A 24907-nucleotide genomic window follows, 5' to 3' on the forward strand; every position below is an offset into this window, starting at 1 on the left:
CTGTCCGAGCAAAACGATCAAGGCATTTCGCCAAAGCCTGAGCATAAAAACCGCCTACGGGCGGTTTTTTTATGTGTTAAGGTTCCGTTACCATGATGGAACTTTTTACGCCGCCGGACACACCGTCCCTGCTCCACTACGGCACCTACTCGCCGCTGCTGGTTATTCTCTCGATACTCGTTGCCATCTTCTCATCATGGATGGGATTGCAAGTCGCCGGCCAGGCGCGCCTGGCCGGCACGCGCGCGCTGCGCACCGCCATGCTGGCCACCGGCAGCCTGGCGCTGGGCTGCGGCGTGTGGGCCATGCATTTCATCGGCATGCTGGCCTTCGACCTGTGCATCGACACCGACTACGACCACGGCCTGACACTGCTGTCGGTGCTGCCCAGCCTTGCGGCGTCGTGGGTGGCGCTGTACATCATCAGCATGCGCCGCCTCAGTGCCTTCTCGCTGATCAGCGGCGGTGTGCTGGTCGGCGCCGGCATCGGTGCCATGCATTACACCGGCATGGCGGCGATGCGCACGGCGTTGAGCTTGTACTACGATCCCTTCATGTTCGGCCTGTCCATCGTGGTGGCCGTGGTGCTGGCCACGCTGGCGCTGTGGATACGCTTCGGCCTGCGCGTGCTGCGCCTGCCGCGCGCCATCATCGCCAGCATCAGCGCCATCGTCATGGGCTGCGCCATCGCCGGCATGCACTACACCGGCATGGCGGCGGCGCGCTTCGTCGGCGTGATGCCGGTGGACGCTTCGCCGGAACAGAATTCGCTGTTCGTGGCGCTGGCGATTGCCGTCATCACGGTGGCGGTGACCGCCTTCGTCATGGCCGCCAACGGCATGCTGCGCTACCGCGAGATGTATCGCCAGCAGGCCGAGAGCCAGGCCTGGATGCGCGCACTGCTGACCACCACCATCGACGGTGTCATCACGGTCGACCGCGCCGGCGTGATCCACGAATTCAACGCCTCGGCGGAACGCATCTTCGGCTGGACCCGCGATGAAATCATCGGCCGCAACATCCGCCTGGTGGTGGAGGACGTCGAGCAGTCGGAGCGCGAGGGCCTGCTGAACTACCTGCGCAGCGAACAGTCGTCGGAACCTGGCCAGGGCCGTGAAGTGATCGCTGTGCGCAAGGACGGCAGCCAGGTGCCGATCCGCCGCGCCATGGGCTACGCGCGCATGGCCGACCGCGACCTGTTCGTCATGTTCGTCACCGATATCACCGAGCGCCGGGCCATCATGCAGGCGCTGCGCGACAGCGAGCAGCAATTCCGCTCGCTGATCGGCAACATTCCCGGCATCTCCTTCCGCAGCAGCATGGCGTTCGATGCGCCGCCGCTGTTCATCAGCGACTACATCGAGCAGCTGACCGGCTATCCAGCCGCCGATTTCGTCGGCGCCAGCCGCAAGCGCACGCTGAGTTCCCTGATCTGCGACGAGGACCGCGAACGCGTGGCCAGCGAGATTTCGCACAGCATCGACCAGCTGGCCGCCTATCAGATCGAATACAGCATGCTGCACGCCGATGGCAGCCGCCGCTATGTGTGGGAACACGGCGCGGTGACGCAGGATGAAAGCCATCCCGACATCCGCTGGATCGACGGCGTCATCCTCGACATCAGCGAGCGGCGCGAGATGGAGCAACAGCTGCGCCAGGCCAAGGAAACCGCCGAGCAGGCAGCAGCGGCGCGCGCCAGCTTTGTCGCCAACATGAGCCACGAGATCCGCACGCCGATGAACGCCATCCTCGGCTTCACCGACGTGCTGCTGGATACCGAATTGAACGCCGAGCAGCAGCGCCACCTGGACACGGTGCGCAAGGAAGGCCGCTCGCTGCTACGCCTGCTGAACGAAATCCTCGATACGGCCAAACTGGATAAAGGCGCGGTGGAACTGGAGCCGGACGATTACAGCCTGCTCAACCTGATCGACGAACTGGCCTCCACTTTTGGCAGCAACGCCCGCAGCAAAGGACTGGCGATCGACATCAACTACGATCCAGCGCTGCCAGCCTGGCTGCACGGCGACGAGCTGCGCATGCGCCAGGTCCTCGGCAACCTGCTGGACAACGCCATCAAGTTCACCGCCGCCGGCAAGGTGAGCCTGAGCGCCTGCGAGCAGCAAGGCCAGTTGCACATCGCCGTGCAGGACACCGGCATCGGCATCGCGCCGGAGCGCATCAATGCCATCTTCGATCCGTTCACACAGGCTGACGCCTCGATGACACGGCGCTTCGGCGGCACCGGCCTGGGCACCACCATCAGCCGCCAGCTGGTCAGCCTGATGGGCGGCAAGATCTGGGCCGAGAGCACGCCGGGCCAGGGCACCACTTTCCACGTGCTGCTGCCGCTGGAACCGGCGCGCAACGGCCAGCAGCAGAGCAGCGAGCGTTTCGACTATCCGCTGCCGCCACTGCACATCCTGGCCGCCGATGACGTGCCGCAGAACCTGGAGTTGCTGTCGCTGCTGCTGGCCAGGCGCGGCCACACGCTGGACGTGGCGCATGATGGCGCACAGGCGGTCGAGAGGAGCGCCGCCCGCCATTACGATGTGGTGCTGATGGACATGCAAATGCCGCTGATGGACGGCCTGGCCGCCACCCGCGCCATCCGCGCGCGCGAACAGCAAGGCGGCACGGCGCAGCTGCCGGTGGTCGCCATGACCGCCAGCGTGCTGGCGGCACACCGCGAGGCCGCCGCCACCGCCGGCATGAATGGCTTTGCTTCCAAGCCGGTCGACTGGCACGCGTTGTCGCACGAGATCGCCAAGGTGCTCAAGCTGGCACCGGTGCCCACCGCGCCGCCGCCAGCCGAAGCGCCGCGCCAGCGCGTACTGAATAACAAGGCCGGCCTGTCGCGCTGGGGCGATGACGAAACCACTTACCAACAGGCGCTGCACCGCTTCGTCACCGACTACAGCACCGCCGCCGCCACGCTGGCCAAGCTGCTGGCCGACCTCAGCGAACTGCGGCTGGCCGAAGCGCAAGCCTGGTGCCACAAGGTGCGCGGCGTCGCCGCCAACATCGGCCTCGAACAGCTGACTGCCACGCTGGCGCAGATCGAAAAGCTGTGTGGCTCGCCGCAGCGGGATGGCGGGACGCTGCAAACCGAACTGGCACAGGCACAGCGCACGCTGGCGGCGCAACTGGACGCCGCGCTGAGCGCCATCCACGCATTGGCGCCGCCGCGCGGCTCCGGCTCCCGACTGGAAGCGCCGCCGCCGGCCGCCGTGTTCGACCTGGCAATAGCGCGCCACAAAGCCGCCGCTCTGTTACCATCGCTGCAAAAGGGCGCCCTCAACGACGCCGCCCTCACCGCATTGCAAGCCGCCCTCACCGGCGCCCCGCCCGACTTGACGCAACAACTGAGCGCCGTACTCGATGCGCTGAACGATTTTGATTTCCCGCAGGCCCACGCTGCCCTGCAAGCACTACAGGCCAGCCTGACCACGGAGAACCCATGATAACCACGCACCAACCCCACCAGCCACAGATCCTGGTGGTTGACGACGAAGCCAGCAACCTGCAACTGCTGCGTCACATCCTGCAAGACCACTACCGCCTGCTGTTCGCCAAGGACGGCCCGCGCGCACTCGAACTGGCGCGTTCCGAACAGCCGCAGCTGATCCTGCTGGACGTGATGATGCCGGGCATGACCGGCTACGAAACCTGCCGTTTGCTGAAGGCCGAAGCAGTCACCGCCGCCATCCCAGTGATTTTCGTCACCGCCCTGAACGACGCCGACGATGAAGTGATCGGCTTTGAAGCCGGCGCGGTGGACTACATTACCAAGCCTGTCAGTCCACCCATCGTGCGGGCGCGCGTGCGCAACCACTTGTCACTGGTCGGCGTGGATGAGCTGAAGAAGACCCGGCTGGAAATCGTCCAGCGCCTCGGCCTGGCGGCGGAATACAAGGACAACGAAACCGGCCTGCACGTGATCCGCATGAGCCATTACGCGCAGATCCTCGGCCTGGCAATCGGCATGACCGAAGCGGAAGCGGAAGACCTGCTGCATGCGGCGCCGATGCACGACGTCGGCAAGATCGGCATCCCGGACAACATCCTGCGCAAGCCGGGACCGCTCGACGCCGACGAATGGCAAGTCATGCAGACCCACGCCAGCATCGGTGGCGACATCATCGGCAAGCACCCGCACGGCATGCTGGCCATGGCCTACGACGTCGCCATGACCCACCACGAAAAATGGGACGGCAGCGGCTACCCGAACGGCCTGCAAGGCGACGAGATCCCGCTGGTCGGCCGCATCATCGCCATCGCCGATGTGTTCGACGCGCTGACGTCGGCGCGTCCCTACAAGGAAGCCTGGCCGGTGGAAAAGGCGGTCGAACACATGCTGGCGCAGCGCGACCAGCATTTCGAAGGCCGCCTGGTCGACCTCTTCCTGAAACAGATGCCCGCGCTGCTTGAAGTCAAGGAGCGCTGGGCAGAGCGTTAGTTGAGGCGCGCGCTGCGGCCCGCCAGGCGCGCCATCACGCTGACCGCGTGATCGATCTGCGCCCTGGTGTGGCCGGCGTTCATCATGAAGCGCAAACGCGCCTGCCCCACCGGCGCCGCCGGGAACTGGATCGCGTCCACATGCACGCCTTCGGCACGCAGCGCGATCGCATAGCGCTGGCAGGTTTCGGCGTCGCCGATCAGCACTGGCAGGATCGGCGTGGCAGTCGAGATGATGGTGTAGCCCAGCGGTTCCATCTGCTCGATGAAGTAGCGCTGGTTGTCCCACAGGCGCTGGCGGCGCTGCGGTTCTTCTTCCAGGATATCCAGTGCGGCCAGCAGCGCCGCCGCCTGGTCCGGTGGCGGCGGGCAGGTGAAGCCATACGCGGAACTGGTCAGGCGGATCACGTCCGCCACGTCTTTCTCCACCGCGACAAAGCCGCCGATCGAACCGAGCGCCTTGCTCAAGGTCCCCATCTGCATGATATTGGCGCTGTAGCAGTTGAAGTGCTCCGACGTGCCGCCGCCGTTGGCGCCGAGGATGCCGGTGGCGTGCGCGTCATCGATGTACAGCAGCGCGCCGAAGCGCTCGGCCAGCGCCACCAGCTCTGGCAGCGGCGCGATCGTGCCTTCCATGCTGAACACACCGTCGCTGACGATGATCGGCGTGGTGCCGTCGACGGCGCCGGCCTGCAGCAGCGACTCCAGGTGGTTCATATCGCAATGGCGGTAGTTGTAGCGCAGCGCGCCCGACATCTGGATGCCTTCGCGGATCGAGATGTGATTGAACTCGTCCGAGTAGTAGGCATACTTGTGGCGCGTGCGGGCGCGGAAGCCATGCAGGCGCGCCAGCGTGGCCGCCTTGACAATCGACGACAGCACGCCGATATTGGTCATGTAGCCGGTGACGAACAGCACCGCGTCGCTCTTGTGCTTGAGCGCGCCGAGGCGGCGTTCCAGTTCGCGGTAGACTTCCAGGTCGCCGCCCAGCAGCCGCGATTCGCAGTTGCCGACGCCATAGCGGTCCAGCCCCTGCTTGGCCGCCGCCACCAGGCGCGGATGGTTGGCTAATGCCAGGTAGTTGTTGGTGCTGAAGGAAACCACCGTCTCGCCTTCGGTGACGAAGGTCGGATCGGGCAGCGTGCTGTGCACCGACGAGTCGTGATGGATGGGATGGTGTTTGAGCCAGCTGGCGATGTCGCTTAAGTCATGCATGGTGTGGGCGCCGAAATAGTATCAGCCCATCTTAGAGCTGTGCGGCTTTCCACAAGCTTGCGGTCACATTACGAGTTGGTTAGCTGGCCGGCGCCAGCGGCAGCACGATGCGCGCGATCAGTCCCGGTGCGCCGTCTTCCAGCACCAGCTGGCCGTCATGCGACTTGGCGGTGGCGCTGACGATCGACAGGCCCAGGCCATTGCCCGGCAGGTGGCGGCTCTTGTCGACACGGTAGAAGCGCTGCGTCACCTTGTCGCGCTCCGCTGCGGGAATGCCGGGACCATTGTCATGCACCGAAATCGACGCTTCACCGTGATGCAGGCCGGCGCGCACATGGATCACGGCGCCAGCGCCGGCGTACTTGATGGCGTTCTCGATCAGGCTGGAAATGGCGCTGGCCAGCAGGTTGCGGTCGCCATCCACGTACAGGGACGCCGGCGCGTCCACGGTCAGCGTGATCTCGCTGTCCTCGGCGATGGCCTCGTACATTTCGCCGATATCGGCCACCACCCGCCCCAGGTCGAGCCGCTCGAATAAGCGTGCACGCATGCCGGCTTCCGCCTCGGCGATTTGCAACAGGCGCTCGAACAGGCGTATCAGGTCATCGATATCGTCGATGGCGTCATGCGCGGCGCTGGAAAGCCTGGGCACCGTCGCTTCGTGGCGCAGCGCGTCGTCCAGCCGCCCGCGGATGCGGCTCAGCGGCGTGCGCAGGTCGTGGGCGATGGCGTTGGAGACGTTGCGGATACCTTCCATCAGCAGTTCGATGCGGTCCAGCATGCGGTTGATGTCGCGGTTCAGCAGCGCGAATTCGTCGCTGCCGGTGACCGGGATGCGGCGGCTCAAATCGCCGGCCTCGATCTGCGCCGCCGTGCGGCGGATCTCGCCCAGCCGCGCCTCGATACTGCGGCGGAACAGCATGGCGCCAGCGATGGTCAGCATCAGCGACACGCAGGCGCCAGCCAGCAGCGCGCGCCAGATCACTTCGCGCACCGCCTCTTCCTCACTGAGGTCACGGCCGACGATGAGCACGCCGCCCAGCACCAGCGGCCGCAGATACAGGCGCGCCGGCGCGACGCGGCCGTTGCGCAGCACGTCCGAGGTCACCATGTCCGGCGCTTCATCGAGGCTGGGCCAGGACGACAGGTTGCCGGCGACAGGCGCGCCGTCGGCATCGACGATCTGGAAAATTTCGCGGTCGTTGTCGATGCCGTCGCTCAGCAGGCGCTTCACTTCGGCCCGCAGCGCGGCCTGGCCGCCATCGGCGACATTGTCCAGCAGGTGTTCGGTCTGTTCGGTGATCTTGCCGTCGATGTTCTGGTCGATCACGCCGATGGTGCCGCTGTAAAACACGATGGACACCGCGACGATGGAGGCGATGCCCAGCAGGCCGTAGCCCAGCACCAGCTTGGCGACGATGGAGCCGCGGATTTTAAGCACCCTGCTCCACCTCTTCCGGCGGCGCCACGCCCATGCGGTAGCCGACACCGCGCAGCGTATGGATCAGCATCACCGGGAAGTCCTTGTCGACCTTGGCGCGCAGGCGCGAGATCTGTACATCGATCACATTGGTCTGCGGGTCGAAGTGATAGTCCCACACCGATTCCAGCAGCATGGTGCGGGTCACCACCTGGTTCTCGTTGCGCATCAGGTATTCCAGCAGGCGGTATTCGCGCGGCTGCAGCGTGATGACCTTGTTGCCGCGCGTGACGCGCAGCGTGCGCAGGTCGAGCCGCAGGTCGGCCACTTGCAATTGTGTACTGTCGGCGCCGGGGGCGCTGCGGCGCAGCAGCGCTTCCACGCGCGCCAGCAGTTCGGAGAAGGCAAAGGGCTTGGACAGGTAATCGTCGGCGCCGCCGCGCAGGCCGGTGACGCGGGCGTCGATGGTGGTCAGCGCGCTGACGATGATGACCGGCGTGTGCTTGCCCAGTGCGCGCAGCTTGTCGACGATCGACAGGCCGTCGATGCGGCCCGGCAGCATGCGGTCGAGGATAATGATGTCCCATTCCTCGCTGGTGGCGTAGTCCAGGCCATCCGGGCCGGTGGCGGCAGCGGTGACCACATAGCCGGCCTCGCGCAAACCCTTGCAGATGTAGTTGGAGGTTTCGGCTTCGTCTTCAATCACCAGGCAGCGCACGCGAGTCTCCAGAATTCAGTGTAAGCGCGTATTCTACCTTGGCTTGGCCAGCAGCTCGCGGTACAGCGCATGGTAGTTCTCGGCCATCTTGTCGGCGGTGAACAGTTCCCAGTAGCGCGCCTCGGCGCGGCGGCCCATCTCGGCCGCCATCTCCGGATTTTCCCACAGCGTGCGCATCGCCACGCCCAGCGCCGCCGGATCGTCCGGTGGCACCACCAGGCCGGTGTCGTTGTCGATATTGATGTAGGTGGTGCCGGTGCCGATCTCGCTGGAGATCATCGGCTTGCCGAACATCGCGCCTTCCAGCAGCGATATGCCGAACGATTCCGAGCGCAGGTGCGACGGGAACACCATCGCATAGCTCAGTTCCAGCAGCGCCGCCTTGTCTTCCTCGTCCACCGCGCCGATGAACTGCACGTGGGTCAGGCCGAGGCGCTTTGCGTGCTCTTTCAGTTCTTTTTCAATCGGGCCGGCGCCGGCGATCACCACCGGGTAATCGACCTGGGCCATGGCGTCCAACAGGATGTGCAGGCCCTTGTAGTAGCGCAGCACGCCGATGAACAGGAAGAAGCGCTCGCCGCACTGGGCGCGCCACTTGTCCTTCACCTGCTCCGACGGCTGGCGGTAGACCGCCTTGTCCAGGCCATAGGTGATGATGCGGGTCTTGTGCGCGAAGCGCTTCAGCACCGGCGACGAGGCCATGTAGTTGGGCGAACTGGCGACCACCGTATCGACGCTGGCGAGGAAGCGGCGTTTCAAAGGGCTATACACGCGCAGCAGGTTTTTCTGGCGCACGATGTCCGAGTGGTAGGTCACCACGCTAGGCTTGTTGATGCGCGCGGCGAAGTGCGCGATGTCCATGAACGGCCACGGGAAGTGGTAGTGGATGACGTCCGCGTCGCGCGCCAGGCGCGCCAGCTTGCGGATGGCGGAAAACGAAAAGCCGGTCGATGCCACCTCGAAGTCCAGCCGCGCACGGTGCACGGTGTGGCCGTCGATCTGGATTTCGGACGGGCCGCTGGGGCTCAGCGTCAGCACTTCATTGGTTACGCCCAGGCGTCCGGTGCCCACGCACAGCTGGCGTATCACCTGCTCGATACCGCCCCAGCTATCGGGATAATAAGTCTTGAAAAAATGGAGGACGCGCATGGTATTCAGTGAGACAGGACTGCTTGATAAACGTCGGCGGTGCGGCGCGCCGCCTGATCCCAGGTCAGCTCCAGCGCGCGGCGCTGGCCGGCGGCGATGCAGCGCTGGCGCGTGGCGTCGTCGCGCGCCAGCGTGGTCATGGCGGCGGTGATGTCGTCCACCGACAGCGGATCGAATTCCAGCGCCGCGCCACTGGCCACTTCCGGCAGCGAGGTCGTATTGGAACAGGCCACCGGCACGCCGGCGGCAAAGGCTTCCACCAGCGGCAGGCCGAAGCCTTCGTGCAGCGACGGGAAGATGAAGGCGCCGGCACCAGCGTAGATGTGGCGCAGCTGACGGTCATCGGTCAGCTGGTCCAGCCACAGCACATTCTCGCCGCGCTGCTGCGCATCCTTGAGGCGCTTGACCAGTTCCTCGCTGCGCCAGCCCGGCTGGCCGACGATCACCAGCTGGCGTGCCGAACGCAGCACGGGCGGCAGGCCGAGATAAGCGTCCAGCAGGCGCTCGACATTCTTGCGCGGCTGTAGCGTGCCGACGAACAGGAAGTAGCCTTCGCGCAGGCCATGCAGGCCGAGCGTGACGTCGCGCTCACCGGTGGACGGCGATTCGAACCAGTGCGCGGCCACGCCGTGGTGCACCACGCTGATCCGCTTTTCATCGACGCCGAAATGCGCGACCAGTTCACGGATCGAGTAATGCGAGCCAGTGATCACATGCTGCGCCTTGCGCGCGGCCTTGGCCTGCAGCCAGTTCTTCAGCTTGCGCAGTTTCGGGCTGGCCCACTCGGGATGCGAAATCGGCAGCGCGTCATGCAGCGTCGCCACCACCGGGCAGTCCATGCGCACGATGCGGTAATCGGTGGCGTGGAAGATATCCAGCGGCGCCGCGCCCTTGCCCAGCGCGACCTGGGTGCTCAGGTGCACCGATGCCGGCAGGATCAGGTCGCCGAGTGTCGCCAGCGGAAAGGACAGCGGCAGCGCGCGGCCCAGCTGCACCTTGCGGGCATCGCCATGCGGTGCGAAAGACAGCGGCAACACCTCGACGCCGGCGCCGGGCAAATGCTCCAGCAGCGCGCGGCTGTAGACGCCCAGGCCGTCCAGGCGGCCACCGGTCAGCTGCGGTTCGGCGGTCGTGACGGACAGGCCGGCACGCAAGGCGGTCTGCGTGTTCAAGCGGAATACATCCAGCGCAGCGTGTCGGCCAGCGGCACGCCGGCCAGGGGGCCGGTGGCAGCGATCAGGCGGCGGTTGTCGCCGGTCAGGCGCACCACTTCATTGGCGCGCACAAAGGCCGGGTTGACGTGAACGTTGATCTGGTAGCCGGCGATATCGGCCATCATGTCCAGCGCCTCGCCCAGCGAATAAGCATGGCCGGAGCAGATATTGAAGGTGCCGCCGAGCGCCGCCGGCGCGGCCAGCAGCTTGCGGTAGCTGGCCGCGACCATGCGCACGTCGGAGAAATCGCGCCACACGTGCAGGTTACCCAGCTCGATGTCGCTGGCCTTGCGGCGGAAATGCGCAACGATTTTCGGCAGCAGGAAGTTTTCCGCCTGGCCGACACCGGTGTAGTTGAAGGGACGAACGAAGATCAGCGGCAGCTTGTCCTGCCACAGGCGCGCCATGTACTCCATCGACAGCTTGCTGACCGCGTAGTCGTTGGCCGGCGCCGCCGGGACGCTCTCGTCGATCACGCCGACATCGGTATTGCCATAGATATTGGCGCTGGACGCCAGCAGCACTGCCGACGGTTTCTTTTCGGCCGCCGCCAGCGCTTCCAGCAGGTTGCGCGTGCCGACCACGTTGACGCGATAAATCTGCTCGACGTCGCCATGGGCGACGAAGGCAATCGCTGCCAGATGCGCCACCACATCCGGCTGCACCTCCCTGATCACGGCGGCCAGGCCGGCGCGATCCAGCAGGTCGACCGCGAACTCACCTTCGCCCGGCGTGTGGCCGGGCGTGATGGTGCCGAAGATTTGATAACCGGCCGCGCGCAGTTCCTGCGCGACGTAATGGCCGGTGAAGCCGGACAAACCGGTAATCAGGGCGCGCTTGCCCGCACCTTCAGCAGCCATGGGTACTCCCTGGATCAGAACGAGAAGCCGGCTTTGTTGCGGCGCAGATCAGCTTCCACCATCATCTGGCACAGCTGCTCCAGCGTGGTCGATGGCTTCCAGCCCAGTTCCCTGGTGGCTTTGGCCGGATCGCCGATCAGCAGTTCCACTTCCGCCGGACGGTAGAACTTCGGATTCACACGTACCAGCACCTTGCCGGTTTTCTTGCAGGTGCCGATTTCATTGTCGGCCGAACCGCTCCACTCCAGCGCCACATCGACTGCCTTGAAGGCCATCGAAACGAAGTCGCGCACGGTTTCGGTACGGTTGGTGGCCAGCACATAGGTGTCAGGCTGGTCGGCCTGCAGGATGCGCCACATGCCTTCGACGTATTCCTTGGCAAAGCCCCAGTCGCGCTTGGCGTCCAGGTTGCCCAGTTCCAGCACGTCCAGCTGGCCCAGATGGATCTTGGCCACCGAGTCGGTGATCTTGCGGGTGACGAACTCACGGCCGCGCAGTGGCGACTCGTGGTTGAACAGGATGCCGGAAGCGCCGAAGATGCCATACGACTCGCGGTAGTTGACCGTCATCCAGTGGGCGTACAGCTTGGCCACGCCGTAAGGGCTGCGCGGGTAGAACGGCGTATCTTCCTTCTGCGGCACGGCTTGCACCTTGCCGAACATCTCCGAGGTCGACGCCTGATAGAAGCGGATCTTCGGATTGACGATGCGGATGGCTTCCAGCAGGTTGACCGGGCCGACGCCGGTGATTTCAGCGGTGGTCACCGGCTGCTCGAACGACACACCGACGAAGCTCTGCGCCGCCAGGTTATATACCTCGTCCGGCTGCGCGGTTTGCATCAGGCGGATGCTGGAGCCGAGATCGGTCAAATCGTATTCAACCAGTTTCAGGTTCGGGTGCGACTGGATGCCGAGTTCTTCGATGCGCCAGAAATTTACCGAGCTGGTACGGCGATAGGTGCCGGTGACTTCATAACCTTTTTCCAGCAGCAATTCCGCCAGATAGGCGCCGTCTTGGCCGGTGATGCCCGTAACCAGGGCTTTTTTTGTTTTCTGCATGATGAATGACAATCCAAATCGTGGGGAATCTTAGTAGCCCGATATTGTAACAGACCGAAACATGAGCATTTCTAACGAAAATCCTCGTTTTACATCACTTACATCTTGTTACAGAAGAAATAAAAAAGCCGGTCACCCGCGCTGAGCGGGCGACCGGCCTCGATTCTTCAGTTTAGGCCTTGCGCTGGGCCACCGCGTCGACCACGCACAGCGCGGTCATGTTGACGATACGGCGCACAGTGGCCGACGGCGTCAGGATGTGCACCGGTTTGGCGCAACCCAGCAGGATAGGACCGACCGCGATGCCGTTGCCGGACGAAGTCTTCACCAGGTTGTAGGCAATATTGGCCGATTCGATGTTCGGCATCACCAGCAGGTTGGCATCGCCGGTCAGGGTCGAGTTCGGCATGATGGCGTTGCGCAGTTTCGAGTCCAGCGCGGTGTCGCCGTGCATCTCGCCATCTACTTCCAGCGATGGATCGCGTTGCTTGACCAGTTCCAGCGCGGCGCGCATCTTGCGGGCCGAGGCACTGTCGGACGAGCCGAAATTGGAGTGCGACAGCAGCGCGGCGCGTGGCGACAGGCCGAAGCGGCGCATCTCGTCGGCAGCCATGACGGTGATCGCGGCCAGCTCGTTGGCGTCCGGATCTTCGTTGACGTGCGTGTCGACCATCACCAGCTGGCGCTGCGGCAGCACCAGCACGTTCATGGCGGCGTACACGCAAGCGCCTTCGCGGCGGCCCAGCACCTGGTCGATATAGTGCAGGTGCAGCTGGGTGGTGCCGAAGGTGCCGCAGATCATGCCGTCGGCGTCGCCCTTCTTGATCATCATGGCGCCGATCAGCGAGTGGCGGCGGCGCATTTCCAGCTTGGCGTACTCTTGCGTCACGCCTTTGCGGGCGGTTAGCTCGTAGTAGGTGCTCCAGTAGTCGCGGTAGCGGTCGTCGTGGTCCGGATTGATGACGTCGAAATCCACGCCCAGCTTCAGGCGCAGGCCGAACTTGGCGATACGCGTCTCCAGCACGGCCGGACGGCCCACCAGAATCGGACGCGCCAGTTTCTCGTCGACCACCACCTGCACCGCGCGCAGTACGCGCTCTTCCTCGCCTTCGGCGTAGACGATGCGCTTGGCATCCAGCGGCGCCTTCTTGGCCACCGCGAACAGCGGCTTCATGAAGGTGCCCGAACGGTAGACGAACTGCTGCAGGCTTTCTTCGTAGGCGACCAGATCCTTGATCGGACGGGTAGCGACGCCCGAATCCTCGGCAGCCTTGGCCACGGCCGGCGCGATCTTGGTCAGCAGGCGCGGGTCGAACGGCATCGGGATCAGGTATTCCGGGCCGAACGACAGATTGGTAAAGCCGTAGGTGGTGGCAACGATGTCCGACTGCTCGGCGTGGGCCAGCTCGGCGATCGCGTGCACCACGGCGATTTCCATTTCGCGGGTGATGGTGGTGGCGCCGCAATCCAGCGCGCCACGGAAGATATACGGGAAGCACAGCACATTGTTGACCTGGTTCGGATAGTCCGAACGGCCGGTGCAGATGACGGCGTCGCCGCGCACGGCCTTGACGTCTTCCGGCAGGATTTCCGGATTCGGATTGGCCAGCGCCAGGATCAGCGGATTAGGCGCCATGGCCTTGACCATGTCCTGCTTCAGCACGCCGCCGGCCGAGACGCCAAGGAAGATATCCGCGTCCGGAATGACTTCGGCCAGCGTGCGGGCGTCGGTTTCGCGGGCGAAACGCTCCTTGTCCGGGTCCATCAGCTCGGTGCGGCCCTTGTAGACCACGCCGGCCAGGTCGGTCACGTAGATGTTTTCCAGCGGGAAGCCGAGGTCGACGATCAGGTCCAGGCAGGCCAGCGCGGCCGCGCCGGCGCCGGAGACGACCAGCTTACATTTCTTGATGTCTTTGCCGACCAGCGAAATGCCGTTCAGGATAGCCGCGCCGACGATGATGGCGGTGCCGTGCTGGTCGTCGTGGAAGACCGGAATCTTCATCCGTTCGCGCAGCTGGCGCTCGATGGTGAAGCACTCCGGCGCCTTGATGTCTTCCAGGTTGACGCCGCCGAACGTCGGCTCCAGCGAGGCGATGATATCCACCAGCTTGTCCGGGTCCGACTCATTGATTTCGATGTCGAACACATCGATGCCGGCGAATTTCTTGAACAGCACGCCCTTGCCTTCCATCACCGGCTTGGCGGCCAGCGGGCCGATATTGCCCAGGCCCAGCACGGCGGTGCCGTTGGTGATGACGGCAACCAGATTGCCGCGCGCGGTATATTTATAGGCGTTGGCCGGATCGATGACGATCTCTTCGCATGGCGCAGCCACGCCCGGAGAGTAGGCCAGCGCCAGGTCGCGCTGGTTGGTCAGTTGCTTGGTCGGCGTTACGCTGATTTTGCCCGGTGTCGGAAACTCGTGGTATTCCAGCGCGGAAGCGCGCAGTTGTTGACGAATTGCTTCTTTTTTCTCAGGTGACGAATCCATGCTGTACAGCCTTCCCATATCTACGATCGAAGGCCTGTGATTTTAGCAGACCAGTTCTTGCACATAAGTAGGTATTTTCACGCAGAGCAAGAAGGGTTATCAGCATTTTTTATGAGCAACTCGGGGGTTAGCCGAATTTTTAGGCTAATCAACCCCAGATAGAGCCAATATAATCAATTTTTCGAACTAATTACGTTTAGCTATCAATCGATGAAATTTAATTGAAATTATCAATATTTCACTATGCGAAGCGGACGCAGGCTGATTTGGACTAAGCTATAGCCACCAACGCTGCTGGGAGAACGCCATGTCCGACTTGATCGTTTCCGCCCGCCTGCCTGAGCCGGCCGGCGCCTCATTGCAGGGTGCCGCCTGGCAACAATTGCTTCGCTGGCATGAAAATAGTCAGCCGCTGGCCTTCGTCTACACCCGCTCGCTGGGTGGCCTGATCCACACCGGCCAGGGCCGGCTGGAGCAGCTGACGCTGGACGCCACCACCATCGAGGCCGGCAGCAGCAAGCTGTACATCGTGCTGGCCGGCGCCTCCTACGAAGCCGGGCCGCAGCTATTCTTCACCCCCAACCTGCTGAGCCGCTTCCACGTCAACGGCGTGGCGGTGCGGCTGGCCAACCATGACTGGCTGTTCCTGTCCGACGAATCGCTGCCGGCGCTGGGCATGGAAAGTCTGCAAAAAAGGATAGCCTAGCGGCGGTACAATACCGCCATGCTCTCCGAATTCGACCTCATCAAGGAATACTTCCAGCGTCCCCAGCATGCCAGCCGCGCCGTGCTGGGCATCGGTGACGATTGCGCGCTGATCGCGCCCACGCCCGGCATGCAGACCGCCATCTCGTCCGACATGCTGGTCGAAGGCCGGCATTTCTTCGCCGACGAAGACCCGCTGCGGCTGGGGCACAAGGCACTGGCGGTCAACCTGTCCGACCTGGCGGCAATGGGCGCACGCCCGGTCGGCTTCACGCTGGCGCTGGCGCTGCCGGAGGCCAACCGCGCCTGGCTGCAAGGCTTTTCGCAAGGGCTGTTCGCGCTGGCCGACGCCTTCAACATCGAACTGATCGGCGGCGACACCACCAAGGGCCCGCTGAATATCTGCATCACCGTGTTTGGCGAACTGAAGCCGGGCCAGGCGCTGCGCCGCAACGCCGCCAAGCCGGGCGACGACATCTGGATTTCCGGCACGCTGGGCGACGCCCGCCTGGCGCTGGCCGGCTACCGCCTGGAACTGCCGCAACAGCTGGACGCCGCCAGCCAGCGCGCTGCCGCCGTGCGCATGCATACGCCGGTGCCGCGCGTTGAACTGGGCGTGCTGCTGGCCGGGCAAGGCATCGCCCACGCGGCGATCGATATTTCCGATGGCCTGATCGGCGACCTCGGCCACATCCTCAAGCTGTCGCAGGTGGGCGCCACGCTGGACGTTGACGCGCTGCCGGCCGGCGACATCCTCGCCACGCAGGCAACGCCGCTGCGGCGCGCCTACACCGCCGCCGGTGGCGATGATTACGAACTGTGCTTCACTGCGCCGGCCTCAGCGCGCGCCGCCGTCCTCGCGGCGGCAGACAGCGTTGCCACGCCGGTCACGCGCGTCGGCAGCATCGATGCCGGTGGCGGCCTGAAGCTGGTCGACGCCAGCGGCGCGCCGCTCGACCTCCAGCTCGCCAGCTTCGATCACTTCACGTCCTGAATCGCGGTCACATCCTCGTCCGGCTGCCCCACCCGCATGCCGCTGCCATTCATCAGCCAGTAGTGGTGGAAAGCCAGGCGGATGTTGTCACGCAATTGCGTGTCGTCCCAGGGCTTGGTGTAGAAGCGGTAGATGGCGCCGCGGTTGATCGCATCCAGCACCGCCTCCAGCCCGGTGTAGCCGGACAGGATGATGCGGATGGTGTCGGGATACATCTCCTTGACCTTGCTGAGGAACTCGGTGCCGCTCATGGCCGGCATGCGCTGGTCGCAGACGATCACCTGCACCGCATGCAGCGCCAGCATCTCGAACGCTTCGGTGGGCGAGGTGGCGGTCAGGATCTGGTAACCGTCGCGGCGGAACAGCCGGTGCAGCGACGACAGCACATTCACATCGTCATCGACAATCAGCAAGGTCTGCGCCGGTTGCCTGGCCGCGCCCGGCGCCGGCGGCAGGCTGCGGCCTGACTGCACCAGTTGGCCCAGCGCGTCCGCCGCCAGCGGCTTGCTGAAGAAATAGCCCTGCACCTCATCACAGCGGCTGCGCCGCAGATACTCCAGTTGCGCGCGCGTCTCCACGCCCTCGGCGATCACCTGCAGCTTGAGGCTGTGCGCCATGCTGATGATGGCCAGTGCGATTGCCGCGTCATTCGGATTGGTGGTGATGTCGCGCACGAAGGCGATATCGATTTTCAGCTTGTCGATCGGGAAGCGCTGCAGATAGGACAGCGACGAATAGCCGGTGCCGAAGTCATCGATCGCCACTTTGATACCGATGGCTTTCAGGTTCTTCAGCACGGTGATGGTGCGTTCGGCATTGACCATCAGCGCGGTTTCCGTCAGCTCCAGTTCCAGCAGTTCCGGCGGCGTCTTGTTGCGTTGCAGCGCTTCGCGCACCACAGCTTCCAGGTCGCCTTCGACAAACTGGCGGCTGGCGACGTTGACCGCCACCCGCACCGGCCCGGTGCCATCGTTGAGCCAGGTGACGATTTGCTTGCAGGCGGCGTCGATGATCCAGGCGCCGACGCGTACCACCAGCCCGGTATCCTCCAGCACCGGCACGAACTCGGCCGGATAGACCAGGCCGAAACCGGGCCGCTGCCAGCGCAGCAGCGCTTCCACGCCGCAGAACTTGCCGGTGTTGAGGTTGACCTTGGGCTGGAAGTGCAGCAGCAGCTCATTGTTGTCGAAGGCGCGGCGCAGCGCCAGCTCCATGTCCAGCCGCGCCAGCACCTGCACATTCATGCCGGCGGTGAAGAAGCGGTAGCCGTCGCGGCCAGCCTGCTTGGCGCGCTCCATCGCGGTGTCGGCATACTTGACCAGGGTTTCCGGATCGATGGCGTCGTCCGGATAGACCGAGATACCGATACTGGCGCTGAGGATGGCCTGATGGCCATCCAGTTCGAACGGCTGGCGCAGCACCTCGCGCACATCGTGGGCCGCCTGCACCCCGTCCTGCTGGTCACGGCTCATGGTCAGGATCAGGGCGAACTCGTCGCCGCCAACCCGGCCGACCGTGTCGCGGATGCGCGCGGTCTGCACCAGCCGGTTGCTGAACTGGCGCAGCAGGTCGTCGCCAAGCGCGGTGCCGAGCGAATCGTTGATGTTCTTGAAGCGGTCCAGGCCGATCATCAGCACCACGATGCGCCATGACTTGTCCTGCGCCACGGCGATGGCATCGGCGACGATCTTGAAGAACAGCGTGCGGTTCGGCAGGCCGGTCAGGCTGTCGTAGTGGGCCATGTGCTGCAGCAGTTCTTCCGCCTGGCGGCGTTCGCTGATGTCGCGCGCCACGCCCAGCATCACGGCCGGCTGTCCTGGACGTTGCAGCAGTTGCCAGTACAACTCGACCGGCACGGTGATCAAGTCGCTGCGCATCAGCTCCAGTTCGTTCAGTTCCGGCGAGCGCGCCGGGCCGACGGCAGCGGCGTAGTCGGCCAGCCGCTCCGCTTGCGCACGCAAGGCGTCCGGCGTGCCGAGGCCGAGGCGGCTGGCGCTCTGGCCCAGCATCTCGCCGCGCGCATAGCCCAGCATGCGGCAGGCGCCCTCGTTGACGTCGACCAGATCGGCGCTGGCAGCGTCGAACAGGAAGATGGCGTCGGCGGTGGCGTCCATGGCGCTGCGGAAGCGCTGCAATTCGGCGGTGCGCTCGCGCACGCATTGCTCCAGCCGGGCGTTATAGCTGCGCTCGCGCGCATGCAGCAGGCGCATCTCCAGCATGTTATTGATGCGCATCAGCGTTTCTATCGGATCGAAAGGCTTGCTGATGAAATCGCGCGCGCCGGACTCGAAGGCGCGCATCTTGTGGTCGGGCTGGGCGGTGACCACCAGCACCGGCAGCCAGCCGTCCGGCTCCAGCGGCTTCAGCGCCTCCATCACCTCGAAGCCGCTCATGCCCGGCATTTGCAGGTCAAGAATGATCAGATCGTAGTGTTGGTCGGCATGCCAGGCAGCCACCACGCGCGGATCGGTGGTGGCGCTGACATCTTTATAGCCAGTGGAAGTGAGCAGGTATTCCAATAATTCGACATTGACCGGCTGATCGTCGACGATCAGGATGCGGGCGTGGTGGATGTCGGTCTGGCTGATCATTGCGCCTCCGAATGGGTACATACTCTTCAATAAGCTTACCAGTCTTCGCAAACAGTGGCGCACGGCTGGGTAATTTTTTGTGGCGTTGCGACGATGGCAAACTGCATGGTACAGTGATAGCAAGCCCCTACAGCCCCTCATACCGAGAAGGAGAAGCCATGAGCAACAGCGACACCATCCTCGACCTGGCCGCGCAAGTCGGCAAAGCGTTACAAGACAAAGGGCTGATACTGGCCACGGCGGAATCGTGCACCGGCGGCGGCGTGGCCCAGGCGATCACCGAAATCGCCGGCTCCACCGGCTGGTTCGACTGCGGCTTTGTCACCTACTCGAATGCCTCCAAGACCGAAATGCTGGAAGTACCGGCGGCGCTGATCGCGCAGATGGGCAGCGTCTCGGAAGAAGTGGCCGGCGCCATGGCCGCCGGCGCGCTCGGTTCCAGCAACGCCCACATTGCTGTCTCCACCACCGGCATCGCCGGGCCGACCGGCGCGGTGCCCGGCAAGCCGGTGGGCACGGTCTGCTTTGGCTGGGCGAATGCCGACACCGTGCATACCGAACGGCTGGTATTCACCGGCGACCGCCGCGCGGTGCGCGAGCAAACCGTGATCCACGCGCTGCAAGGCCTGCTCCGCTTCATCAACTAGGTTGCCTTCGAGCCATAAAACAATTACTCTCGACGCATTGAAAAAAATGCGTTTGGGAGTGGTTGATGCAAAACACGGTACATTTTATTCTTCAGGGCAAAGGCGGCATCGGCAAGACGCTGGTGTCGACCATTCTTGCGCAGTGGATCGCCAGCAAGGATATCGCCGAAGGCCAGCAGCCGCTGCGCTGCTACGACACCGACCAGGAGAACCCGACCTTCTCGCGTTACAAGGCCATGAACGTCAAGCACGTGCCGGTGATGACCGACAGCCGCACCATCGACCCCAAGCGTTTTGACGCGCTGATGATCGACCTGCTGGAAGAAGAAGGCAACTGCGTCATCGACAACGGCGCCAACACCTTCTCGCCGCTGATGGGCTACCTGATCGAGAACGACTGCTTCTCGCTGCTGCAGGAATCCGGGCGCAAGGTCTACATCCACACCATTGTCGGCGGCGGCGACACGCTGCACGACACCGCCACCGGCTTCGTCTCCACCGCCAAGGCCACCAATGTACCGCTGGTGCTGTGGGAAAACGAGCACTTCGGCCTGCTGCAATCGGCGGCCGGCAAGCAATTCGTCGACTCGCAGACCTATGCCGACAACTCCGCGCGGGTGATCGGCCGCGTGGTGCTGGCGGCGCGCAACGCCGACACCTTCGGCGCCGACCTGAAGAAAATGAACACCGCGCGCCTGACGGCGGCCGAGGTGCGCGAGAGCGACAAATTCAACGTCATGGAAAAGCAGCGCATCAAGGTAGTATTCCGCGACCTGTTCGAGCAACTCGACAAAGTGCAGTGGTAAGCGGCCATGGATCAGCAAAAGCTGCGTGCCCTGGTATTTGAAAAGACCGGCGTCCGTATCGACGTCGACGACCCGGTCTTCGCGCTGGTGGCGCTGAACGAAGCGGTGCTGGAAGACGCGGTGGAACGCCACATCGCCCGCATCGACGCCGCCTCGCAAGCGCTGACGGCCCAGCTGGCCGGCGGCCACCCGCCCGGCTACGTCCCCACGCCCTCCGCCGGCCCGGTCCGACCGATCTCGACGCAATCGCCGATGGTCACACCGCGCGAACTGCGGTTGCTGGGCGCCGCCGCCGCCATCGCCCTGCTCAGTGCACTGGTGGTCCTCGGCGGCCAGGCCGCGTTCCGCAAGCCCGGCCTGAGCGCCGAGCAGGAGCAAGCGCTGCAGCGCGCCGCCAAACTCGAACAAGCCATCCGAAAACTCGACGCCCCCACCCGCGCCCAACTCCAGGCCGAGCTACAAAAATAAATCCGGGGTCAGTTCTGCCAAATGTACATGAGCTTGTGTACGTTTGGCAGAACTGACCCCGGATTTTGTGCTAACATGTGAACACCTATTCATATGTTGGTGATGATGAGCTGCTTACACGACCATTCTTTTTGCGATCCGCAAATCGCGCAGCTGGCTGATTTGTTTCATTTGCTGGGCGATCCGACCCGCTTGCGCATCGTCCTCGCCTGCGTGGCGGCGCCGATTGCTGTCAGCGGGATCGCGGCGACACTGGAACTGAGCAGCTCGCTCGTCAGCCACCACCTGCGCTTGCTGCGCGCCGCCCGCATCGTCAAGTCGGAGCGCCAGGGCAAGCAGGTTTTCTATTCCGTCGCCGATGCGCATATCAGCGGCGTTCTCAACGATATGCTGGAACATATCGCCGAACCTTCCATCGGGAACGAAGCATGAGCAAGCACCACGATCACGATCATCATCACGACCATGGCCATCACGGGCATGACCACAGCCACGCGCACGGCCATCATCATCACGGCGATCCCAACACCATGGGCCGCGCCTTCGTCATCGCCATCGTGCTCAACTCGGTGTTCGTGGCGGTCGAATTCTTCTACGGCTTCCTGGCCAACTCCACCGCGCTGATGGCCGACGCCGGCCATAACCTGTCCGATGTGCTGGGCCTGATGCTGGCCTGGGGCGCCGCCATCCTGGCCAAGCGCGTGCCGACCAGCCGCTATACCTACGGCCTGCGCAGCTCGTCCATCCTGGCTGCGCTGTTCAACGCCATGCTGCTGATGGCAGCCTGCGGCGGTATCGCCTGGGAAGCGGTACAGCAGCTGATCCATCCCGATCCTGTGGCCGGCACTATCGTGTCCATCGTGGCGGGCATCGGCATCCTCATCAACGGTTTCTCGGCCTGGCTGTTCATGGCCGGCAGCAAGGACGATATCAATATTCGCGGCGCCTACCTGCACCTGGCGGCCGACGCGGCGATTTCGCTGGGCGTGCTGGTGGCTGGCGTCATCGTCGGCTATACCAGCTGGAACTGGATCGACCCGGCGGTCAGCATGGTGATCGTGGTGATTATCGTGCTCAGCACCTGGGCCCTGATGAAGCAGTCGCTGCGGCTGGTGATGGCGGCGGTGCCGGACAATGTCGACCGCGCCAACATCGAAACCTGGCTGCGCCAGCAGCCCGGCGTCAGCGCGCTGCATGACCTGCACATCTGGGCCATGAGCACCACCGAGAACGCGCTGACCGTGCAGCTGGTGATGCCGGCCGGCTATCCGGGCGACGCCGCCATCGACGCCATCAGCAAGGCACTGCGCGAAGACTACGCCATCCAGCACAGCACACTACAAGTGCGGCTGGGCGGCAATGAGGTGGAATGCTGCCTGCAAGCGCCAGCACCGGCCGCCGCGCCGGCGCACAAGCACGCGCACTAATCCGCCAGGTTGGCGTACAGGGCGGTGCTGAGATAGCGCTCGCCAAACGATGGGATCACCGTGACGATGATCTTGCCGGCATGCTCCGGCCGCTGCGCCACCTGCAACGCGGCCCATAGCGCGGCGCCGGAGGAGATTCCCACCAGCAGCCCTTCCTGGCTGGCCGCCTGCCGCGCAGTCGCGAACGCGTCCTCGTTGCTGACGCATACCACTTCGTCATACACCTGGGTGTTCAGCACGGCCGGCACGAAGCCGGCGCCGATGCCCTGCAGCGGATGCGGTCCCTTGGTCCCCTGGGATAATATCGGCGACGCTTCCGGCTCCACCGCGATGCAGCGAAACTCAGGCTTGCGCGCCTTGATGACTTCCCCCACGCCGGTAATCGTGCCGCCGGTGCCGACGCCAGCCACCAGGATGTCGACGCGGCCATCGGTATCGTTCCAGATTTCTTCCGCCGTGGTGCGCCGGTGCACCTCGGGATTGGCGGGATTGTTGAATTGCTGCGGCATCAGGTAGCGCGGGTCGGACGCGGCCAGCTCGTCGGCGCGGCGGATCGCGCCCAGCATGCCTTCGCTGCCGGGCGTCAGCACCAGTTCGGCGCCATAGGCGCGCAGCAGCATGCGCCGCTCGCGGCTCATGGTGTCCGGCATGACCAGCGTGCAGCGGTAGCCGCGCGCGGCGCATACCATGGCCAAGGCGATGCCGGTGTTGCCGCTGGTGGGTTCGAGGATGATGGTGTCGGGGCGCAGCTGTCCTGCCGCTTCCGCCGCTTCGATCATGGCCAGGCCGATGCGGTCTTTGACGCTGTGCGCGGGATTGCAGTATTCCAGCTTGACCAGCACCTGGGCGGTGCTGCCCTTGGCCAGCCGGTTGATCCGTACCAGCGGGGTACGGCCGATCAGTTCAGTAACGTCGTTTGCTACTTTCATGGAACCTCCGGCGAAGAGGGAGAGAACTGCTAGTCTACCCCTGTTCGCACGGCGGTTTCCATTTACTTGACGTCGACCAGTTCGACGTCGAAGATCAGCGCCGAATTCGGCGGAATGCCGCTGCCCGGCGATGGACGCGAGCCATACGCCAGCTCCGACGGAATGATCAGCGTGCGCTTGCCGCCCACTTTCATGCCGGCGATGCCTTGGTCCCAGCCCTTGATGACGCGGCCGGCGCCCAGCACGAAGTCCAGCGGCTCGTTGCGCGGGATCGACGAGTCGAACTGCTTGCCGTGCATATTCTTGGCCAGCGGACGGTACAGCCAGCCGGTGTAGTGCATGTAGACGGTGGCGCCGACGGTGGCTTCCTTGCCGGTGCCGACCTTGGTGTCGGTGACGATCAGCTGCTCGGCAGCCGGGCCTGGCGTGGCGGAACCTACGACAACCGGAGCGGCCGGGGCTGCTGGTGCGTCTGCTTGCGCCGGCTGTGGTGCCTGTTGTGGAGCCTGTGGTGACGCTGATTCTTGCGCGTGGGCGACAGCAGCGGCAAACAGCATGGCGACGAAAACGGAACTACGCTTCATGTGGTTTTCTTTCAATGAGGTCGGTCGACAGCTTGCCATGATAGCAAACTAGGCAGCGTCCGGGGCTGTTGTTGTCAGTGCGCCATCGGCCAGCTTGCGCAGCGCGTGGCCGGCGCACACCATGCCGAAGGTGGCGGTGACCACCATGGCCGAACCGAAGCCGGCGCAATTCAGGCCGGTCACGCCGCCGCCACGATCGTCGCCATCGACCGCGCACACTTCGCCGCTTTCCGGATACATCAGCGGTTCGGTCGAGAACACGGCATCGATATGGAATTTGGTCTTTTCGCCGCGCGGGAAGCCGTACTGGGCGCGCATGATCTTGCGCACTTTCTTCAGCAGCGGCTCCTGCTCGGTCCTGGCCAGGTCGCGCACCGAGATCTGCGCGGCGTCGGTCTTGCCGCCGGCGCTGCCGATGGTAATCACTGGCAGGTCGTGCTGGCGCGCCCAGGCCAGCATGGCGGCCTTGGCCTTGACGGAATCGGTGGCATCGATCAGGTAATCGTACTTGCCGGTGCCGATCATCTGCGCGACATTGTCCGGGTCGACGAAGTCCTCGATCTGGTTGACCTTGCAGAAGGGATTGATTTGCGCGATGCGTTCGGCCAGCGCGGTGATCTTGGCCATGCCGACGGTGCTGCTCAGCGCCTGGATCTGGCGGTTGATATTCGACTCGGCGACGTTATCCAGATCGATCAGCGTCAACTCGCCGATCGCGCTGCGCGCCAGCGCCTCGACGATCCACGAGCCGACGCCGCCGACGCCGACCACGCAGATGTGCGCGCTGCGAAAGCGCGCCAGCGCATGCGCGCCATACAGGCGAGCAATGCCGCCAAACCGCCGCTCGAAGTCGACGTCATCAAAATCAGGAGAAGTAATACTGTTCATCCCGGCATTTTACCGGACTACGGCAACGTGAATATGGTCAAAAGATTAAAGATGAAAACAATGCACATTGAAGTTTGGCGGGTAAAGGCCAAAAAAATCCTTCCGCCAGATGCCTCCTAACGCTGGAAAAGAGCGATTTAACTATAGCCCTGGCGAATAAGCTCATCACGCATACCAGGCAAATCTTACTTCACTGTTCTCCATACTATGCGGAAGTCCAACTGAAAGTAGCCATGAGCAATGACGTTACGCATCTGATATGCTCCAGATAATCTGCCAGCTTCC

At 64.1% G+C, this 24907-nt stretch carries 21 protein-coding genes and 1 pseudogene; 9 read left to right on the forward strand and 13 right to left on the reverse strand.

Going from position 1 to position 24907, the window contains the following annotated elements; translation table 11 throughout:
* Nucleotides 1–92 precede the first annotated feature (92 nt).
* Both BLS51_RS10710 and BLS51_RS10715 read left to right on the forward strand, forming a co-directional pair.
* The gene (locus BLS51_RS10710) at nucleotides 93–3464 is read left to right on the forward strand and encodes an MHYT domain-containing protein (RefSeq protein ID WP_090182937.1); all 3372 of its coding nucleotides are present in this window, start codon (nucleotides 93–95) and stop codon (nucleotides 3462–3464) included.
* Complete coding sequence (locus tag BLS51_RS10715; RefSeq protein ID WP_090182934.1) at nucleotides 3461–4459, forward strand: response regulator; 999 nt, start codon at nucleotides 3461–3463, stop codon at nucleotides 4457–4459. Before BLS51_RS10710 ends, BLS51_RS10715 begins: the two co-directional genes overlap by 4 nt.
* On the opposite strand, the gene BLS51_RS10720 is transcribed toward BLS51_RS10715, so the two are convergent.
* From BLS51_RS10720 to BLS51_RS10755, 8 genes are all read right to left on the reverse strand, one after another.
* A complete protein-coding gene (locus BLS51_RS10720) occupies nucleotides 4456–5673 on the reverse strand; it encodes an aminotransferase class I/II-fold pyridoxal phosphate-dependent enzyme (RefSeq protein ID WP_090182932.1) in 1218 nt (405 codons plus the stop codon). The genes BLS51_RS10715 and BLS51_RS10720 overlap by 4 nt on opposite strands.
* A gap of 79 nt (nucleotides 5674–5752) precedes the next feature.
* Nucleotides 5753–7114: a sensor histidine kinase gene (locus BLS51_RS10725; protein WP_090182929.1), complete on the reverse strand. Its 1362-nt coding sequence runs from the start codon at nucleotides 7112–7114 to the stop codon at nucleotides 5753–5755.
* Complete coding sequence (locus BLS51_RS10730; protein WP_090182927.1) at nucleotides 7107–7811, reverse strand: winged helix-turn-helix domain-containing protein; 705 nt, start codon at nucleotides 7809–7811, stop codon at nucleotides 7107–7109. Before BLS51_RS10730 ends, BLS51_RS10725 begins: the two co-directional genes overlap by 8 nt.
* 33 nt (nucleotides 7812–7844) lie before the next feature.
* Nucleotides 7845–8960, reverse strand: a complete 1116-nt coding sequence (locus BLS51_RS10735; protein WP_090182925.1) for a glycosyltransferase family 4 protein — start codon at nucleotides 8958–8960, stop codon at nucleotides 7845–7847.
* A gap of 5 nt (nucleotides 8961–8965) precedes the next feature.
* Entirely contained in the window at nucleotides 8966–10132 is a 1167-nt protein-coding gene (locus BLS51_RS10740) for a glycosyltransferase family 4 protein (protein ID WP_175472550.1), read from the reverse strand.
* Complete coding sequence (locus BLS51_RS10745) at nucleotides 10129–11034, reverse strand: GDP-mannose 4,6-dehydratase (protein ID WP_090182919.1); 906 nt, start codon at nucleotides 11032–11034, stop codon at nucleotides 10129–10131. The genes BLS51_RS10740 and BLS51_RS10745 overlap by 4 nt, the downstream gene beginning before the upstream one ends.
* 14 nt (nucleotides 11035–11048) lie before the next feature.
* Nucleotides 11049–12092: a GDP-mannose 4,6-dehydratase gene (gene gmd, locus BLS51_RS10750; RefSeq protein ID WP_090182917.1), complete on the reverse strand. Its 1044-nt coding sequence runs from the start codon at nucleotides 12090–12092 to the stop codon at nucleotides 11049–11051.
* Between the two features lie 172 nt (nucleotides 12093–12264).
* Complete coding sequence (locus BLS51_RS10755) at nucleotides 12265–14583, reverse strand: NADP-dependent malic enzyme (protein ID WP_090182915.1); 2319 nt, start codon at nucleotides 14581–14583, stop codon at nucleotides 12265–12267.
* Nucleotides 14584–14890: 307 nt separating this feature from the next.
* On the opposite strand from BLS51_RS10755, the gene BLS51_RS10760 reads away from it, so the two are divergent.
* Nucleotides 14891–15289, forward strand: a complete 399-nt coding sequence (locus BLS51_RS10760; RefSeq protein WP_090182913.1) for a hypothetical protein — start codon at nucleotides 14891–14893, stop codon at nucleotides 15287–15289.
* Between the two features lie 18 nt (nucleotides 15290–15307).
* Nucleotides 15308–16282, forward strand: coding sequence for a thiamine-phosphate kinase (thiL, locus tag BLS51_RS10765; RefSeq protein WP_090182910.1), 975 nt, complete (start codon nucleotides 15308–15310; stop codon nucleotides 16280–16282).
* Here thiL and BLS51_RS10770 read toward each other — a convergent pair.
* A complete protein-coding gene (locus BLS51_RS10770; RefSeq protein ID WP_090182908.1) occupies nucleotides 16267–18873 on the reverse strand; it encodes an EAL domain-containing protein in 2607 nt (868 codons plus the stop codon). The genes thiL and BLS51_RS10770 overlap by 16 nt on opposite strands.
* Before the next feature lie 158 nt (nucleotides 18874–19031).
* On the opposite strand from BLS51_RS10770, the gene BLS51_RS10775 reads away from it, so the two are divergent.
* The 5 genes from BLS51_RS10775 to BLS51_RS10795 all read left to right on the forward strand — a co-directional run bounded on the left by BLS51_RS10775 (nucleotide 19032) and on the right by BLS51_RS10795 (nucleotide 22221).
* Nucleotides 19032–19520: a CinA family protein gene (locus tag BLS51_RS10775; protein ID WP_090182905.1), complete on the forward strand. Its 489-nt coding sequence runs from the start codon at nucleotides 19032–19034 to the stop codon at nucleotides 19518–19520.
* Nucleotides 19521–19585: 65 nt separating this feature from the next.
* On the forward strand, nucleotides 19586–20326 hold the full coding sequence (locus BLS51_RS10780; protein ID WP_090182902.1) for a P-loop NTPase family protein: 741 nt from the start codon (nucleotides 19586–19588) through the stop codon (nucleotides 20324–20326).
* Between the two features lie 6 nt (nucleotides 20327–20332).
* A complete protein-coding gene (locus tag BLS51_RS10785; protein WP_090182899.1) occupies nucleotides 20333–20794 on the forward strand; it encodes a hypothetical protein in 462 nt (153 codons plus the stop codon).
* A 105-nt stretch (nucleotides 20795–20899) separates the two neighbouring features.
* On the forward strand, nucleotides 20900–21226 hold the full coding sequence (locus tag BLS51_RS10790) for an ArsR/SmtB family transcription factor (RefSeq protein WP_090183511.1): 327 nt from the start codon (nucleotides 20900–20902) through the stop codon (nucleotides 21224–21226).
* On the forward strand, nucleotides 21223–22221 hold the full coding sequence (locus BLS51_RS10795) for a cation diffusion facilitator family transporter (protein WP_090182897.1): 999 nt from the start codon (nucleotides 21223–21225) through the stop codon (nucleotides 22219–22221). The genes BLS51_RS10790 and BLS51_RS10795 overlap by 4 nt, the downstream gene beginning before the upstream one ends.
* Here the strand turns inward: BLS51_RS10795 and cysK are convergent.
* The 4 genes and pseudogenes from cysK to BLS51_RS10815 all read right to left on the reverse strand — a co-directional run.
* Entirely contained in the window at nucleotides 22218–23150 is a 933-nt protein-coding gene (gene cysK / locus BLS51_RS10800) for a cysteine synthase A (protein WP_090182895.1), read from the reverse strand. The genes BLS51_RS10795 and cysK overlap by 4 nt on opposite strands.
* A gap of 62 nt (nucleotides 23151–23212) precedes the next feature.
* Complete coding sequence (locus BLS51_RS10805) at nucleotides 23213–23734, reverse strand: FKBP-type peptidyl-prolyl cis-trans isomerase (RefSeq protein WP_229207537.1); 522 nt, start codon at nucleotides 23732–23734, stop codon at nucleotides 23213–23215.
* 48 nt (nucleotides 23735–23782) lie between these two features.
* Nucleotides 23783–24622 carry a tRNA cyclic N6-threonylcarbamoyladenosine(37) synthase TcdA gene (tcdA, locus tag BLS51_RS10810; RefSeq protein ID WP_090182893.1) on the reverse strand — a complete coding sequence of 280 codons (840 nt, stop codon included), beginning with the start codon at nucleotides 24620–24622 and terminating at the stop codon, nucleotides 23783–23785.
* A gap of 185 nt (nucleotides 24623–24807) precedes the next feature.
* Nucleotides 24808–24891 (reverse strand): annotated as a pseudogene (locus tag BLS51_RS10815) (HepT-like ribonuclease domain-containing protein); the annotation flags it as partial.
* Between the last annotated feature and the right edge of the window lie 16 nt (nucleotides 24892–24907).

The organism is Duganella sp. OV510 (assembly GCF_900100205.1).
Classification (GTDB): Bacteria; Pseudomonadota; Gammaproteobacteria; order Burkholderiales; family Burkholderiaceae_D; genus Rugamonas.

Excerpts from the sequence above, each read along its gene's own strand:
- BLS51_RS10710 (WP_090182937.1), top strand. The coding sequence starts at position 93 with ATGATGGAACTTTTTACGCCGCCGGACACACCGTCCCTGCTCCACTAC.
- BLS51_RS10715 (WP_090182934.1), top strand. The coding sequence starts at position 3,461 with ATGATAACCACGCACCAACCCCACCAGCCACAGATCCTGGTGGTTGAC.
- BLS51_RS10720 (WP_090182932.1), bottom strand. The coding sequence starts at position 5,673 with ATGCATGACTTAAGCGACATCGCCAGCTGGCTCAAACACCATCCCATC.
- BLS51_RS10735 (WP_090182925.1), bottom strand. The coding sequence starts at position 8,960 with ATGCGCGTCCTCCATTTTTTCAAGACTTATTATCCCGATAGCTGGGGC.
- BLS51_RS10745 (WP_090182919.1), bottom strand. The coding sequence starts at position 11,034 with ATGGCTGCTGAAGGTGCGGGCAAGCGCGCCCTGATTACCGGTTTGTCC.
- gmd (WP_090182917.1), bottom strand. The coding sequence starts at position 12,092 with ATGCAGAAAACAAAAAAAGCCCTGGTTACGGGCATCACCGGCCAAGAC.
- BLS51_RS10755 (WP_090182915.1), bottom strand. The coding sequence starts at position 14,583 with ATGGATTCGTCACCTGAGAAAAAAGAAGCAATTCGTCAACAACTGCGC.
- BLS51_RS10760 (WP_090182913.1), top strand. The coding sequence starts at position 14,891 with ATGTCCGACTTGATCGTTTCCGCCCGCCTGCCTGAGCCGGCCGGCGCC.
- thiL (WP_090182910.1), top strand. The coding sequence starts at position 15,308 with ATGCTCTCCGAATTCGACCTCATCAAGGAATACTTCCAGCGTCCCCAG.
- BLS51_RS10770 (WP_090182908.1), bottom strand. The coding sequence starts at position 18,873 with ATGATCAGCCAGACCGACATCCACCACGCCCGCATCCTGATCGTCGAC.
- BLS51_RS10775 (WP_090182905.1), top strand. The coding sequence starts at position 19,032 with ATGAGCAACAGCGACACCATCCTCGACCTGGCCGCGCAAGTCGGCAAA.
- BLS51_RS10780 (WP_090182902.1), top strand. The coding sequence starts at position 19,586 with ATGCAAAACACGGTACATTTTATTCTTCAGGGCAAAGGCGGCATCGGC.
- BLS51_RS10785 (WP_090182899.1), top strand. The coding sequence starts at position 20,333 with ATGGATCAGCAAAAGCTGCGTGCCCTGGTATTTGAAAAGACCGGCGTC.
- BLS51_RS10790 (WP_090183511.1), top strand. The coding sequence starts at position 20,900 with ATGAGCTGCTTACACGACCATTCTTTTTGCGATCCGCAAATCGCGCAG.
- BLS51_RS10795 (WP_090182897.1), top strand. The coding sequence starts at position 21,223 with ATGAGCAAGCACCACGATCACGATCATCATCACGACCATGGCCATCAC.
- cysK (WP_090182895.1), bottom strand. The coding sequence starts at position 23,150 with ATGAAAGTAGCAAACGACGTTACTGAACTGATCGGCCGTACCCCGCTG.
- BLS51_RS10805 (WP_229207537.1), bottom strand. The coding sequence starts at position 23,734 with ATGAAGCGTAGTTCCGTTTTCGTCGCCATGCTGTTTGCCGCTGCTGTC.
- tcdA (WP_090182893.1), bottom strand. The coding sequence starts at position 24,622 with ATGAACAGTATTACTTCTCCTGATTTTGATGACGTCGACTTCGAGCGG.